Here is a 15,828-nt window from a genome sequence, read left to right as displayed (position 1 = left end):
CGCTTGTCTACAGCTCATCTTCTAAATCAGACTCTGGATTCGTGAATCCAGAAATCATACTACCAAGCAAATCGTCGATTCTCATACCGTTTTCTAATGGGTGTTTGCTCAAGTAGCTATACTCTACCAACCCGAACAAGACAAACTCCATCATAAACCATTTGAAATCCTCGTTTTTATTTTCTTTAATTTGTTCGTTTACCAAATCGGACAACCCAGGCACTTTGCCGAGTTCTTTCTTATATGCTTTATTAGAATAATCGTGCAGCACGTCTATCATATTGCTGTTGCCAAACCAATCAGCAATTGGCTTATATGGATCACGCATCTCACGATTCTTACGCACCTGATCTGGATCAGTGAAATAATCCACAAACAAAGATCTAATCGCCTTTCCTATCAAGTTTTGCGCTACGATACCCGCCCCTTCTTGTTCTCCTTCATAGACCAATTCTATCTTGCCAGTAATCGACGGTACGATACCTATAAAGTCTGCAATCCGAACGTGCCCTTCCTTCTCCTTGTTTTTCAGCATCCGTCGTTCTACGGCACTCACCAGATTTTCATAGCAAGAGATGGTCAGCCTAGCAGATACGCCACTCTTCACATCCACGTACTCACTCTTCCTTGCCTCTATAGCAATTTGCTCTATGAGTAACTTAGCCAATTCATTTATTACAATAGACCCTGTAGTATTTTTAGCAAGTGCGGCTTCCTGCTGTGTGATCTTCAAGCCCATCTCAATCGTCTTAGGGTAATGGGTAATAATCTGGCTTCCCAGTCTATCTTTGAGCGGCGTCACGATACTCCCCCGATTGGTATAGTCCTCTGGATTGGCGGTGAACACAAACTGTATATCCAGCGGTAGCCTCAGCTTGAACCCTCGAATTTGAATATCTCCCTCTTGAAGGATATTGAACAAAGCCACCTGAATTCTCGGTTGTAAATCTGGCAATTCATTGATCACAAATATACCCCGGTGTGATCGAGGCACCAACCCATAGTGAATCACTCTTTCATCCGAATAAGGTAATTTAAGTGTGGCTGCCTTGATCGGATCCACATCACCAATCAAATCGGCAATAGATACGTCTGGCGTAGCTAATTTTTCAGTAAACCGATCCTGTCGATGCATCCAACTGATGGGTGTATCTTCGCCTTTCTCTGCAATCAAATCCACTGCAAATTGGGAAAGTGGCTGCAATGGGTCATCATTGAGATCACTACCAGACACGTATGGCACCCACTCATCAAGCAGATTAACCATCATCCTTGCTATTCTGGTCTTGGCTTGCCCTCGAAGCCCCAGCAGGTTAATGTTGTGTCGAGACAGAATCGCTCTTTCTATATCTGGAATTACGGTATCTTCATAACCCCAAATGCCTTCAAACACATCCACTCCTTCTGCGATAGAAGTGATTAGATTGGTTCTCAGTTCGTCTTTGATAGATTGTGATTCGTAACCAGCAGATTTGAGTTGACCTAGTGTAGTAATAGCCAATTTACCATCAGCACTTAGGTCTGCGTATGCATTTATCATTTATAAATTCTTTCTTCTATTTTTCTTAAAATCTTCAAACACCAAGTTTCCCAACCCCTGCAGATCACTATAGTAAGCATTACCATTATTGGCCGCTGTAAATTCCTTCACAAACTGCTTCAGATACGGGTCTGTTGCAATCATAAAGGTGGTAATTGGTATATTCAATCTACGGCAAGCCGCCCCCAGATTCATGGTTTTCTTTAATATTTTAGGGTCTAACCCAAAACTATTTTTATAATACTTCACGCCTACTTTCATACAAGTAGGCTTTCCATCCGTAATCATAAAGATCTGCTTATTTTGGTTTTTTCGCTTGCGCAAAATATCCATCGCAAGTTCCAGCCCTGCCACGGTATTGGTATGATAAGGCCCCACACTCAAATAAGGCAAGTCTTTGATGCTGATCTGCCAGGCATCATTACCAAATACGATCACATCGAGTGTATCTTTCTTGTATTTACTCAGGATCAGTTCCGACAAAGCCATAGCTACTTTTTTGGCTGGAGTGATCCGATCCTCACCATAGAGAATCATTGAATGGCTGATATCGATCATCAGTACGGTAGACGTTTGGGTTTTGTACTCTTTGTCCACCACTTCGAGGTCGTCCTCGGTGAGCATAAACTCTCCAAAACCATGATTAATCTGTGCATTCCTCAAACTATCTGTGATTGATATATTATCTGGAGAGTCGCCAAACTGAAAATTGCGTATATCTACTCCTTTCTCTTCTCCTCTACCCGAATGGAAGGTATTATGATCGCCTTTACCTGACTTCCTTAGTTTACCAAAAATTTCTTCTAGCGCATTTTTTCGAAAATCATTTTCGGTCTTCGCTGTAATCTTCAACTTACCATTTCTATGATTTTCATCTAGATATCCTTTTTCCTTCAGTTCTTCTATAAAATCACCTATTCCGTAATTTTCACTTGTTATATTGTACTGCTTATCGAGATTGGTAAGCCAGCTCAAGGCCTCGTTAGGATCACCCGAAGTGATCAGGAGCAACTCGCGGTAGATATTCCACAAATTGTCAAAAATATCACTTGTATCCTTTTTCTCAGGGATATATTCTGTAAATCTATAACCTATCATTCGGTGCTTTTCATATTAAATCTCGATACATTAAACTATATAAGTGGTTTAATGTTCATTTAATTTTAATAAATTTAATGAGCCTACTCACTAACTAAAAATTAGCAACAGCAAATGGCGGGACATCGACCCATATTCGCAACGTTAATACAGGACATGATTCTCTTTATCAGAGACGCTACGTTCAGGCTCATCCTAGAGCCTAAAGCTAAAAACAAAAACAAACCCAAAGATCGCTCTTAGCATTTTTCTTGCGTCTCGCTCACTACATCCTCATAGAGATAAAAAGCTCTAAAAACACAAAAACCCAAGAGAGTTCTCTTGGGTTTACTTTTTTAGTTAGTGTAAGTTTGAATTACTTATTCGGCATGGTACGGAATACCAAATCCCAAATCGGGGTAGTAACACCGAAAGCTCGCTGTGGCTGCTTATAATGATGAATGCCATGGTGTACCCAAAAAAACTTGAAAAAGTTTTTTGGTGGTTGGAATGCGTGAATCATAAAATGAATCCACAAGTAACCTGCATACCCCATCAAAAATCCTGGCAGAAAACCCCAAACTAAATCTCCCATTACAAATCTGAACATCCAGAAAAACAGGAATGAGATAGTCAAACTCAAAGGCACTGGCATAGCCAATCTGTCCTTGTCCTTAGGGTGATCGTGATGCACACCATGCATGGTGTAAACCACCTTCTTTCTAGCGGGTGTAGTCTCTGGCATGTGAAACAAAAATCGGTGCATCAAGTACTCCACAAATGTGAAGGTCAAGGTGCCAGCCAAAAACAGCAAAACTAGCGTAATAGCATTCAGTCCATACTCTACTGTTCCTTTGTATATCAAGTACGAAGACACAATAGAAAATGCAATCAGCGGCATTGAAATATGAGTTCTGGTTAGTTTTTCCAACACGGGGTTTTTAAACACCCTTCCAGACCCAGAATTTTTAGCTTTGTTTTCCATGAAAAAATTTGAATATCAATTAAATCAAGTTTTGAAGTGCAAACATATCCATAAACCTAAAACAAATACAATATCAAGCAATTCATTTTTGACTATAGCTTGAACGTTACAACTATTTAACGACCATTTTCTCTTTAAATTCCGTAATTACCTGCTTGTATAGATTTTCGTACATCGGTAGAATATTGGACAGCTCAAACTCCTGAGCTCTCTTCAGTGCGGCCTCCTTAAATTTAGGTAAGTTGTCCTTATCTAGTATCTCAAGTGCTTTGTTAGCCATATTCTCAATATCTCCTACGTCACACAAATAGCCTGTCACTCCATCGACATTTAGCTCTGGCAACCCTCCTGCATTAGTCGAAATCAGCGGCACTTCACACGCCATGGCTTCGAGTGCAGCTAGGCCAAAACTTTCTTTTTCGGAAGTCATCAAAAACAAGTCCGATACACTCAGCACCTCTTCTACTGCTTCCAACTTGCCCAAAAACCGAACATCTTCCATGCTACACGATTGTTCTGCCAATTTTTCAATAGCAGAGCGCTCTGGACCGTCTCCTACTAAAAGTAACTTGGCGGGTACGGTTTTTCTGATTTCGTTAAAAACCTTTACCACATCCTGTACACGCTTTACTTTTCGAAAGTTAGACGTGTGTACAATCAACTTTTCGTCGTTAGGACAAATGGCTTTCTTAAAATGATCTTTCTTTTGTTTTTTAAATCGATCCAAATCAATAAAATTGGGGATCACCTGTATTTCTTTGGTGACCTTGAACTGGTCGTATGTATCTTTTCTCAAATCACTAGACACCGCCGTGATACCATCGGATTGATTGATAGAAAAGGTTACTACTGGCTCCAATGATGCGTCTTTGCCTACAATGGTAATATCTGTACCGTGAAGGGTGGTAATAAAAGGTACATGCAAGTCTTCCACTTTCAAAATCTCACGTGCCATATAGGCCGCCGATGCATGTGGCACCGCATAGTGCACATGAAACAAATCCAATTTTTCTCGCTTCGCCACATCCACCATCTTGCTCGCCAAAGCAATCTCATATGGTGGGTATTGAAAAAGTGGGTAAGGCTTGATATCTACTTCGTGATAAAATAAATTTTCATTAAAAAAATCTAATCTGGTCGGCTGTGAGTAGGTAATGAAATGTACCTTGTGCCCTTCGGCAGCCATGGCCTTTCCTAATTCTGTGGCCACTACGCCTGATCCCCCGTAGGTAGGATAACATACAACTCCAATATTCATGTATGGCTTAATATTTTATTAGTTCAATGGGTTGGCTTATTCCTTGCGAAATTAGGGCTGTATTTTTTAACATCCCTGCTATCCCCAACATTATCTCAACTCCCTGGGTTCGTTTCTTTCTCCATTTTTTCAAAATCAAGAAATGACTCGTACATCAAGTCGTGAATTTTAGTACGTGTATTGCTTTGTATTAGTTTATAATTCTGAGGATCGGGATATATACGATTTGAGAGGAAGATGTAGACTACGTTATATTTTGGGTCTGCCCACACCAATGTACCTGTAAACCCTGAATGACCAAAGGATTCATTCGAGGCGTATTTCGAAGCATTACCCACAGACTGATAAGGTTTATCCCACCCCATGGCACGGCGGTCTTTATCACTTTTCTTAGATGTAAATACATGCACGACCGAATCAGAAAAATATCGTTCACCACCATAGTATCCGCCTTGCAAAAGCATTTGCATGTATTTGGCCAGGTCGTTGGCATTGGAAAACAAGCCTGCATGCCCACTCACCCCACCAAGCAAGGCGGCGTTTTTGTCATGTACAATGCCTTGCAGCAATTCTGCTCTAAAATACTTATCCTGCTCTGTAGGTGCGATTTGCTCCTTAGGGAATTTATTAAGGGGATTGAAGGCAGTGTAATCCATCCCCATCGGCCTGTAGATGAGCTCATCTACAGACTGATCTAATGGACATGCACAGTTTTCCTCTACCAAATCTTTCATTAAAATAAAACCTAGATCGCTGTAGAGGTATCGATATGTGCCGTCGTTATTAGACAGACTATTGTATTTAGAATGTGCAATCCATGACCGAATCGAGTCATTCCAGTTGATAGATAGGTAATTGTATTTCCGTTTCCTCTTTCTCTGTTTGTATAAAAAAGTAGCACTATCTGAGAAGTATTTTGCATTTTGCCAAAAAGGGAGATAAGACTTGAGTCCAGACTGATGTGTCAATATATCATCTACCGTTAAATCACCCTTGTCCGTAGAATCGTAGACCGATAAATACTCACTCAAATGTCCATTCAAATGAATCCCTCCAGTTTCCATCCGATGCATAAGTGCCGGGACTGTAGCTACCGTTTTGGTAACTGAAGCCACATCGTACACATGATTCCATCGCACCGGTGTGATGCTATCGTAAGTCAGGTATCCAAAATTCTTGTCGTAGACCACTTCTCCATCTTTCACCATCATAATCTGACAGCCTGGCATCATGCCTTTCTGAATAGCATGTGCCACCAGCGTGTCTATCCTGTCTAATATTGCCTGATCTACTTTAGGCTTTTCTACAAACTGATAAACTAGTCGCCCCGTAGACTCGAACGAGACACCCTTTCGGGTAAAATCGCTTTGGTAGTAGCCTGGCAAAGCACCATTTATTCCCAATGCTCCAAAAGCCGTTTCCACCATTAGAGGCAACTTAGAGTTATCATCAGCAGGATTCCATATCATAGCACTTTGCCATTGATTATCTTTCAATACCTCTCCTGTCCCTTCATAAAAAGCGACTACTGGCCGCTGAGCATTGAGCACATCGCATCGCATCAACAAATCAATCAGGCCATCATGCTCATTCACGGAAGTGAGATCCACCAAAATCAAAGCATCAGAAGGAAATATCTGCACCAATGAATCTGCCCGAAGCCCTAATGTAGCCAACGGGTAGTGTATGGCCGTTTTATACTTATCTACTAAATTTTTGAAAGAGGAATCATTGGACAAGGTGTACAATTTTCTATTGCCCAAATGACGAACTGGAAGCAACTGATAACTGTCTTGGATAAGTGTAACATCTTTCAGCAAAAACTTAGAACGAACAGCTTCCCAACGTTCCCCCGAGTCCGCAGGAGTGTCTAGCACATGCTGCGTGGCATACAAAAGTTTGTAATATTCCTTGACCTGCTGTTTATAAAAACCTTTGTTAGGCAACCCGTCTACCAGTATAGCATTGATCAAGGTTTGAGGGTTGGATGTGCGAGAGATAAAAGTAATCGCTCTTCCTCTTTCTATTTGTTCGATTGATGTCTGTGTACCATTGGCTCTAGCCACCACTAAACGATCATCTTTGGTCGCCTTTTTATACTTCTTAAGTGTTTTTTTACCCAACAGCCCCTTTTCTGCAATCTGACGAGCATCTAACCACATACTTTGCTGTAGGTCTAGTTCGCTTTGCCTAGCTGAAACAGACAAAGCTGATCCTGTAAAGTAGTAATTCACCTGACCTACATTTAAACCGTTAAGATAGGTAGCTATTTTGTGGTATTCGTGTACACTATAGTAAGTAGGCAAACTCGGCAATTGAACAATGGCTATGCCCATACCTCGGAGTGTATACGCATGTGCTAGACCCAGTTGATAGACCAGGCTATCATCAGTCCAGCACTCCACAGACAAAGCCGAAGGATAGTCTGGCAAACCTGAAAAAGGCAGCTCAAATACAGTAGAGAGGTTCGCGATATGAACAAGCGGTTCGCCAAGACGCACCTCATTATTGGCCACCCAGCGTGTCACTTCCTCCTGATCTCCATTAGGTACTATTACGCCACCGATACCATAGGTGCGAATCAAACTTTCTGCTTCTATCCTATCAGAGAAATCATTAAAGTTCTCAAGTTCATAAAACAAGGTAGGCAGCGTAGATTTACTTTTCATCCACTTAGTAAACAGCGTATCTTTTTCGACTGGAACTGCCGAAGGCACTTCATTGGCTCTAGAGCCAAATCCTATAAGTAGTAAACAAAAAAGAAGTCCAACTCTATGCATATATGTCCGTAATAAAATAGAATCTAAGTAAGTTTGCATACAGAATGGTTTTGAAGTATTGACTAATTTGAACTAGCCAGACAGAAAATTATTCATATATATAAATAACCAACCAACGCCTTGCATAAAGAGTGCCATTTTTTCTGTAAATGGTCAACTTTATGAGTTGATTTGTTGAGAATAAAGAATTTAGCTTCATGAAATTTCCTTCTTTGATCCGTACCAGTAAGTTTAGTCAGTTTCACTACGAGCCGCGCTACTACGACCCCATCAAAGAAGAAATAGAAGGCAAACTCAAAGCTGCCCGAGCCAATCAAAACAACCCTAGCGATACCCCATCCTACACTTCAAGCATCAGTGCTGCCTTTCGTAAGAGAGAACGAAAATCAAATCAGGCTTCTGTCGTACAGATGCTTATAGCCGCTGCCATGCTTTTGACTTTTGTGGGTTGGGTATTTTATGGCAATCAGGTGTTTTATGTTTATCTACTACTCTCACCACTCTATTTCTATTTTAGACTAAAAGGAAGAAATAAATCCAGAGATTAATGCCCGACATCATCAACCTGCTACCAGATGCCATTGCCAATCAAATAGCGGCGGGCGAGGTCGTACAGCGCCCAGCTTCTGTAGTAAAAGAACTCCTAGAAAACAGCGTGGATGCAGGCAGCACCCACATTCAACTGATTATCAATGAGGCAGGCAAAGTTCTGATCCATGCAATAGATAATGGGCTCGGCATGTCAGAAACAGATGCCCGCATGTGCTTCGAGCGGCATGCTACATCCAAAATAGCAACCTCCGAAGACCTTTTCAAAATCAAAACCATGGGATTCCGTGGAGAGGCGCTAGCATCTATAGCCGCAGTAGCCCGAGTGGAACTGAAATCTAAAACAGCAGACGCCGAACTGGCCACATTCATCCACATCGAAGCCTCAGAAATAAAAAAACAAGAACCCATCTCTGCTAGTCAGGGTACATCTATAGCGGTAAAAAACCTTTTTTATAATGTGCCAGCCAGAAGAAATTTTCTCAAGAGCAATCCTGTAGAAATGCGTCATATCCTCGACGAATTTCATCGTGTGGCATTATCCAACCCAGCTATTAGCTTTTCGTTTACACAAAACGAAAAAGAAATCTATCAACTACCTGCTGGTAAATTAAGCCAGCGTATAGTATCCCTTTTTGGGAAAAATTATCAAAAACAGCTGATCACTTGCCAAGAAGAAACACATTGGCTGAAAGTGCAAGGCTACATAGGCACACCAGAGTTTTGCAAGAAGACCCGAGGAGAACAGTTTTTCTTTATCAACAATCGGTTCATCAAAAGCAGCTACCTCAACCATGCCGTACAAGGCGCCTACGAAGGTATGATTCAAGAGGGACAATTTCCCTTCTATGCCTTGTTTATCGAAATGGACCCCATTCATATCGATATCAATGTGCACCCCACAAAAACCGAAGTGAAATTTGATGATGAACGCAGCGTATATGGCATCATCAAGGCCGCAGTAAAACAGGCACTAGGCACGCATAATGTAACGCCTAGTTTGGATTTTGGATCTGATGTGAATTTTAAAAATCTCGCCATCGATAATTCTCATTTCAATACCCCCAGCAGATCTGAAGGCAATTATAGTAGCTTCAAATCATTAGACAAACAAGGCAAAAGTACCCGATGGGATGAAATGTATGAACAGGCCATAGACGAATCCAGACCTACTCCAGCCGAAATCAGAAGAGAAGAGCTGGCTGGAATGGATACGCAATTGATCTTTCAGAGTGAGGCCAACACCCAACAAAGCGTAAATTTAGAGCCAGAAGAATCGAGCGCTAAACCAACTCTAATGCATGACAAATACATCCTCAAACAAGTAAAAAAGGGAGTGATGGTCGTAGATGTAGTCTTGGCTCATGAGCGAATCTTATATGAAAAATATCTAGAGACACTACACAAGAAATTTGGAGCTTCGCAGCGCAGCTTATTTCCAGTAACGCTAGAAATGAACCCTGCCGATTTTTCTCTAGTGATGGAGCTCAAAGAAGAAATCAGTGCCTTGGGTTTCGAGTTCGAAGAATTCGGAAAGCACACCATTGCCATCAATGGCATCCCTGCTGAAATTAAAAATATAAACGAAAAAGAACTATTTGAAGGCTTATTAGAGCAATTCAAATTCAATAAATCAGAACTCTCGCTGAGTACGCAAGAAAACATGGCCAGATCCATAGCAAAAAGATCTGCCAGTAAAACAAAAATCTCAAATGACAGTATAGAGTTAAGAACATTAATAGACCGACTTTTTGCTTGCCAACAACCCAACTATACGCCAAATGGCACCCCAACATTTATTATATTGGGTCTTGAAAAAATTGCAGAGTTTTTTAATCAATAGCGCATGTTTCAACTGACACCTATCGTCAAGAATATCCTCATCATTAATGGGGTTTTACTGTTTTTAGAATACGTACTTCAGATAAGTCTCGCCCCCATTTTCGGAGTGCATTATCTCTTTTCAGACCACTTCTATATTTTCCAATATGTCACCTACATGTGGCTTCATGCAGGCATGTGGCATTTGATCAGCAACATGTTTGCGATATTAGTATTTGGACCAATGCTCGAACGGGTCTGGGGATCTAAGCGATTCTTGACCTTTTATCTGATTACTGGCATAGGTGCAGGCGTGTTGTACGGAGTGGTAGACACCATCGGCAAAGGAGACTTGAGCGAGGACACGGAGGCTTTCATCTCCAACCCTAACCCCGACGACTTCTATATCTATACACATAATTATAAATCTAGAAGATTTGACATGCTCAAAGTGGGTGACTTTGCAGATGAATATTATGACCGACCAGAAAATACCAGCTACACCAGCCAGGCAGTGGATATTGTAAATACAATTTACAAAGACCTGACAAACACACCTATGATTGGTGCTTCGGGTGCTGTATTCGGGGTACTACTTGCTTTTGCTATGCTTTTTCCTAATACTGAACTCATGTTGCTCTTTCCTCCGATCCCGATCAAAGCCAAATACTTGGTCTTTTTCTATGGCGCATATGAGCTATATTCCGAGATCAACCGCACAGGAGGAGACAATGTCGCTCACTTCACTCACCTGAGTGGTATGCTCATTGCCTTCTTGGTTCTAAAATACTGGCAGCGACAACGAGGCAATTTTTATTAATAAATGAAAACCATTACTGTAATCAATTCTTTAGAGGTGCCCAATGGATGGGAAGAAACCGCCATCAATATTCGCAACGAATATGTACGCTATTTTCAGAGCAAGCCAGGTTTTGTGAGTTCTTCTTTTTATAGATCTATCAATACCGAGAACAAGTTTAATTTCGTAAACATTGTTGTTTGGGATTCTAAAGATTCTTTTGACAAGGTAGTGAATGAAGGTTTTAATAATAAAGACGGCCTCAATACCGATGAGATGAAAGTACTAGGAAGAGGATTTCCTGAACCTATCAAAGTATCTCCTGGACAATTTGAAACCATAGAAAGCAATTGAAGTATAAATCAGAAGTTGTAAATTAAACTTTTAATACCACAGCAAATATGATGGACAATATTTTACATGAATTTAAGGACGCCTGGCGCAGACCAAACAATGCGCTCCCTCAGATCATTATTATTAATGTGGTGGTTTTTTTGGTATTGGCCGTACTCAATGTCTTCGGGAAAATCTTTGGCATCTCCTTCATTTCAGACTTTGTATACGATCAATTTTCCATCCCACCCTTGTTTGCCGATTTCATACTAAGACCATGGACGCTCCTCACCTATGCCTTTGCACATAGTCTATCTAGTATTTTTCACATTCTCTTCAATATGCTCATACTCTATTGGTTTGGCAAGTTGATCGTAGAGTACATTGGCAACCAAAAACTAATCAATCTGTATGTATTAGGTGCCATTTCTGGTGGCCTTCTCTATTTGTTTGTGTACAATTTTGTTCCTTATTATGCTGAAAATTCTAACTTTCACGGAATGGTAGGTGCTTCGGCAGCAGTCTATGCCATCACCGTGGCAGCAGCTACACTGGTACCCAATTACACTTTTTATTTGATGTTTTTTGGGCCTGTTCGAATTAAATATATCGCCGGGTTTTACATTGTAATTTCATTTCTTGGCTCTGTAGGAGGCAATGCAGGAGGCAACATTGCCCATCTAGGCGGCGCATTTATGGGCTTCGTCTACATCAAGCAATTGCAATCTGGCACAGACTGGGGTGCATGGATCGGTAGTGTAATGCGCTTTTTCAAAAGCTTCTTTGTACACCAGCCCAAGATGAAAGTAAGCAGTCAGAAAAGAGCTAAAACTACAACGGTCAAATCACAGCCATCAAGTTCTATGGCCAACAACATGGCCGATCAAGCGGAGATCGATAAGATACTTGATAAGATTTCTCAAAGTGGGTATGAAAGTCTAAGCAAAGAAGAAAAACAAAAGCTATTTAACGCAAGTAAAAATTAAGCTCTCCTGTCATTTGGAATGAAAGTGAATCTAATCAGGATAGAGAAGTAGTCCCGTCCATGAATTACTCACCAACCCAAATCAACTAGCAAAATAGAATGAAATTTTCCACCTGCCTCATATTTTCTGTTTTTGCTTTATTTCAAACAGCCTGCAAAGAAGATGGAGATCTGCTCTTTCACGATACGTTCGATTATTATGAAGTGGGCACAGCTCCCCTCGGCCCATGGAGCACCGAAGGTGGTGGCGTGATAATCGTAGATACGATCAAAAGCTATAGTGGCAAGCAGTCCATCTACTTCGAATCAGGTGAAGGTTATGACCAACGAGCTTTTTTGGGGCTTACGGGTACTCCTCTGTTTCCATTCATGTACAACCGTATCACTGGGTCTTTTCAGCTCTGGTTAGACGAGGCATCTCCAGATGGCATCCACTGGACGATGGTGCAAGCCAGTGGCCCCGTGAGAGATCGTGACTACACAAGTGAAATTAGATATGGGGGACAACACAAGCAGCAGCTCATGGCCAACTACGACACCCAAGGCAAAAAATCTGACTGCTGGCAACATGCGCCTATTCGCCTACCTGAGAAACAATGGGTGAAAATCGGCTGGCAATTTGATGGCATGAACCAGCGTATGAAATTTTGGCTCAACGACACCTTAATTGAAGAGCTAACCGTAGAAAAACAAGGCCAAGGTTGTGTATCCCATGATTTAGATGATCAATGGATTTTCCCTGTCTTTGAACAATTAATGATTGGATGGGTTGATTATCAACTAGGTGGTGGCTCTCGTCGGTTTTGGATCGATGATGTCAAATTTTACCAATGAACCTTCGGCTTGATCCTAACCGTAAAAGTGAATGTAGTGCCAACTCCTAATGTAGATTTCACCCAAATATTACCTCCTGCTTCGTTCACTATCTTCTTCACCGTAGCCAGACCTACCCCAGAGCTATCTTTTGTTTTGTCCTGATTTACTTTATTGAAGAGTTTAAACATGTTTTCTTGATCTTCTTTGCGCACGCCTGGCCCATTGTCTGTCACAGACAGGTGGTAATAATGATCGTCCATTCGGCTTGAAAACTCAATCACACACTGCTCCTTATCATTAAACTTGATGGCATTGCTCATCAGATTGGATATTACCTGTTTGAGTACCGTTTCGTTATAACTGATTTCTGGTAAGGCATTTTTAAACACAAGCTTGGCTTGACCTTTGGCTGTCAGTGTATCAGCCACTTCTTGTATAAAAGGCTCTAAGGCAATACGAGCAAGCGTAGCTTCTCTTCCACTAGCTTTAGAATATTGTAAAATACCATCAATCAATGAGCGCATTTTGTCATTGGTCTTTTTGAGTAAAATCAAATACTCTTGTACTTCAGCTGGCTGATCATCGCCCAGCGAACTCTCAATGATTGACACCAACCCCTTGGCATTGTTGAGTGGGGACTTCAAATCATGCGAAACCGTGTGAGCAAATTGCTCTAAGTTCTTGTTGATACTTTCTAGCTGTACATGATACTCTTTGGCTTCCTCTTCTTGTATTTTCCTTTTGGTAATGTCGTGCCCCATAGACAAATAGCTCACAATCTTACCTGAGCTATTGAAAAAAGGTACAATGGTAGTATCTACCCAATAACCTATACCTTCCTTATTAAGGTTCATGATTTCATTGTGCCAGATATTGCCTTGACTGATGATCTGCCACATGCCATCCCAAAATACTCTTTTGTGCTCTCCAGATTTTAGAATGTTGTGATTTTTGCCTAGTACCTCTTCTTTGGTATATCCTGAGATTTGACAAAACATATCATTGGCATACATAATATTGCCATCCTTGTCACCAATGCTCACGATGGAGGATATGTCTAATGCAGACTGATATCTACTGACTTCCTGCAAAGAAAGTAGTAATTCTTTATTCGTCTCTTTTAGATTATCTATTTCGACTTGTCTGTCTTCGAGTGCTACAGACACGATATTAAGTGCATCTACAATAGAAGCGCTGGCATCTTCCTCATCAAACTGAGGTTGCTCCTTTTGAGCCTTTACCACTTCCATATTGACGATGATATCAAATACTTCTTTGATCGTCTCCTCGCTCATTAATTCCGCATAGTTGATTGAACGTTACTATCATTTTTTACAGGCGAATAGCATACTTTCATTTCCGAGCACAAGTACCACAATTTTCAAAAGCTTTCAAAAATAAATACGTAGAAGTTATCCCCGATTTTTATTCTCTTGCCAGTAGGCAGAAGCATATTTTTTGACATCTAGTCCAAGAGTAAACTGGATCCAAATCCAGGTATCTTTGAAGAATACCCGAAACACCTGCCCTGCTTCGAATCGCCGAGCAGCAGTAAGAATGGGGGATTTGACAAGAGCCAACCGTCCCTGCTGACTCATACGCTTGCAGAAATATGCCGCTTCCATAATGGGTTCTGGAGGGTAACCTCCTAATTGCCAAAAGTCTGCTCGTCGGCAAAAGATCCCTTGATCTCCAAAGTATCTCTGATCTATACGATAGCGCATGCGGTTAATCCATTCAATGATTCTATAAATCCTTCGCTGCCCATCCATTTGAAATTCAAAGGCTCCACCCACTATTTTTGAGTCTTCCAATACTTGCTTGATATGCAAATCAAACGCTAAAGGCAACAGTGTGTCGGCATCTAAAAATAATAAATCATCACCTTTGGCCATAGCTGCTCCTTTATTCAGTGATTTATATTTGGCTCCAGCCAAATGGGCATCTTCATAGAAAACATCGACTAGTCGTGCTGCGATAGATTTGGTATCGTCTGTGCTTCCTGCATCCACTATGATGATTTCATAACTAAATCGACCTGAGGCTCTACTACGAATACTACTCAAAGTACGCTGAATATAGGCTGATTCGTTGAGTGTAGGGATAATGATACTCAGGTCCATACCTCCAAGATAAATAAAGTCTGCTATACAGTAATGTAGAAGTTTCGCAAAATAACCTCTAAGGATAGAGATATACTCTCCATTTACTTAGTAGCGACTATACGAATAATCGATGGATCCTCCTCCTTGTATACGGCCAGTCCTTTGGATTCTATTGAATAAGTAATCTGAAAACCAATCCCTCTGAGTTCTTCAAGCATTTCATCCATTCGAACAAACCTTCGGTAATGATCGGTCACATAAGCATCTTTTCCGACCTCAGTTCCCTGACCACACAACTCGTCATTTACACTTCGAACTTCGATACATAACTTGCCACCATCATTCAATGCCCCGTAAGCCCAGTTCAACGTTCGGCTCGCTTGCTCCTTGCTTACTGAATGCAGGGTAAACCTAGAATAAACATTATCAAACTTACCTAAGTCGCCTAAAGCCGTAAAATCCTGCACTTCAAAACGAGTATTTTCTTTATTCAACTCAGAAAGCCTAGAAACCGTGCTTTGACATTGATCCATCCCAAATACTTCTAACCCTTGTTCTGCAAAGAAGATACTATCACGACCATTTCCACAGCCTAACTCCACCAAATTACCAGACAATTTGATTTCTTCAAAAACATATGTGGCAAATGAAGAGGGTTCCAAGGTTCCTTTTTTATTGGAATAAAAGTCTTCCCAAAATTCTTTATCACTCATAGATCAATTATTAAAGTGGCGAAGATAGCATTTTTCATTTTACCAACTCAAATGATATAATAATCTT

At 41.0% G+C, this 15,828-nt stretch carries 14 protein-coding genes; 6 read left to right on the top strand and 8 right to left on the bottom strand.

All coding sequences use genetic code 11. The features are described from left to right. Window positions 1–7: 7 nt before the first annotated feature. The 5 genes from N7E81_RS13460 to N7E81_RS13440 form a co-directional block, all read right to left on the bottom strand. Window positions 8–1,540: a P-loop NTPase family protein gene (locus N7E81_RS13460; RefSeq protein ID WP_263050110.1), complete on the bottom strand. Its 1,533-nt coding sequence runs from the start codon at window positions 1,538–1,540 to the stop codon at window positions 8–10. Further along, window positions 1,541–2,638: a vWA domain-containing protein gene (locus N7E81_RS13455; RefSeq protein ID WP_263050109.1), complete on the bottom strand. Its 1,098-nt coding sequence runs from the start codon at window positions 2,636–2,638 to the stop codon at window positions 1,541–1,543. A 355-nt stretch (window positions 2,639–2,993) separates the two neighbouring features. Next, the gene (locus N7E81_RS13450; protein WP_263050108.1) at window positions 2,994–3,602 is read right to left on the bottom strand and encodes a sterol desaturase family protein; all 609 of its coding nucleotides are present in this window, start codon (window positions 3,600–3,602) and stop codon (window positions 2,994–2,996) included. A gap of 112 nt (window positions 3,603–3,714) precedes the next feature. After that, window positions 3,715–4,860, bottom strand: a complete 1,146-nt coding sequence (gene bshA / locus N7E81_RS13445) for an N-acetyl-alpha-D-glucosaminyl L-malate synthase BshA (protein WP_263050107.1) — start codon at window positions 4,858–4,860, stop codon at window positions 3,715–3,717. A 95-nt stretch (window positions 4,861–4,955) separates the two neighbouring features. Continuing rightward, the gene (locus tag N7E81_RS13440; protein WP_263050106.1) at window positions 4,956–7,679 is read right to left on the bottom strand and encodes a serine hydrolase domain-containing protein; all 2,724 of its coding nucleotides are present in this window, start codon (window positions 7,677–7,679) and stop codon (window positions 4,956–4,958) included. Between the two features lie 158 nt (window positions 7,680–7,837). Here N7E81_RS13440 and N7E81_RS13435 point away from each other — a divergent pair, with 158 nt between their 5' ends. The 6 genes from N7E81_RS13435 (at window position 7,838) to N7E81_RS13410 (ending at window position 12,961) form a co-directional block, all read left to right on the top strand. Then, on the top strand, window positions 7,838–8,188 hold the full coding sequence (locus N7E81_RS13435) for a hypothetical protein (protein WP_263050105.1): 351 nt from the start codon (window positions 7,838–7,840) through the stop codon (window positions 8,186–8,188). After that, complete coding sequence (gene mutL / locus N7E81_RS13430; protein WP_263050104.1) at window positions 8,188–10,032, top strand: DNA mismatch repair endonuclease MutL; 1,845 nt, start codon at window positions 8,188–8,190, stop codon at window positions 10,030–10,032. The genes N7E81_RS13435 and mutL overlap by 1 nt, the downstream gene beginning before the upstream one ends. 3 nt (window positions 10,033–10,035) lie before the next feature. Further along, window positions 10,036–10,830: a rhomboid family intramembrane serine protease gene (locus N7E81_RS13425; protein ID WP_263050103.1), complete on the top strand. Its 795-nt coding sequence runs from the start codon at window positions 10,036–10,038 to the stop codon at window positions 10,828–10,830. 3 nt (window positions 10,831–10,833) lie between these two features. Continuing rightward, window positions 10,834–11,163 (top strand): antibiotic biosynthesis monooxygenase family protein, encoded by a 330-nt coding sequence (locus tag N7E81_RS13420; protein WP_263050102.1) that lies wholly within the window; start codon window positions 10,834–10,836, stop codon window positions 11,161–11,163. A gap of 47 nt (window positions 11,164–11,210) precedes the next feature. Continuing rightward, entirely contained in the window at window positions 11,211–12,128 is a 918-nt protein-coding gene (locus N7E81_RS13415; RefSeq protein WP_317624047.1) for a rhomboid family intramembrane serine protease, read from the top strand. Window positions 12,129–12,226: 98 nt separating this feature from the next. Next, a complete protein-coding gene (locus tag N7E81_RS13410) occupies window positions 12,227–12,961 on the top strand; it encodes a hypothetical protein (protein ID WP_263050101.1) in 735 nt (244 codons plus the stop codon). On the opposite strand, the gene N7E81_RS13405 is transcribed toward N7E81_RS13410, so the two are convergent. The 3 genes from N7E81_RS13405 to N7E81_RS13395 form a co-directional block, all read right to left on the bottom strand. Further along, window positions 12,952–14,238 (bottom strand): sensor histidine kinase, encoded by a 1,287-nt coding sequence (locus N7E81_RS13405; RefSeq protein WP_263050100.1) that lies wholly within the window; start codon window positions 14,236–14,238, stop codon window positions 12,952–12,954. The genes N7E81_RS13410 and N7E81_RS13405 overlap by 10 nt on opposite strands. A 117-nt stretch (window positions 14,239–14,355) precedes the next feature. Next, complete coding sequence (locus N7E81_RS13400; protein ID WP_263050099.1) at window positions 14,356–15,066, bottom strand: TIGR04283 family arsenosugar biosynthesis glycosyltransferase; 711 nt, start codon at window positions 15,064–15,066, stop codon at window positions 14,356–14,358. A gap of 83 nt (window positions 15,067–15,149) precedes the next feature. Then, entirely contained in the window at window positions 15,150–15,761 is a 612-nt protein-coding gene (locus N7E81_RS13395; protein ID WP_263050098.1) for a class I SAM-dependent methyltransferase, read from the bottom strand. Between the last annotated feature and the right edge of the window lie 67 nt (window positions 15,762–15,828).

Origin of the sequence: Reichenbachiella carrageenanivorans (genome assembly GCF_025639805.1) — a bacterium.
GTDB classification, from domain to species: Bacteria; Bacteroidota; Bacteroidia; order Cytophagales; family Cyclobacteriaceae; genus Reichenbachiella; species Reichenbachiella carrageenanivorans.
Note: the sequence above shows the minus strand (reverse complement) of the source record. Positions and strands in the feature narration are given on the sequence as shown.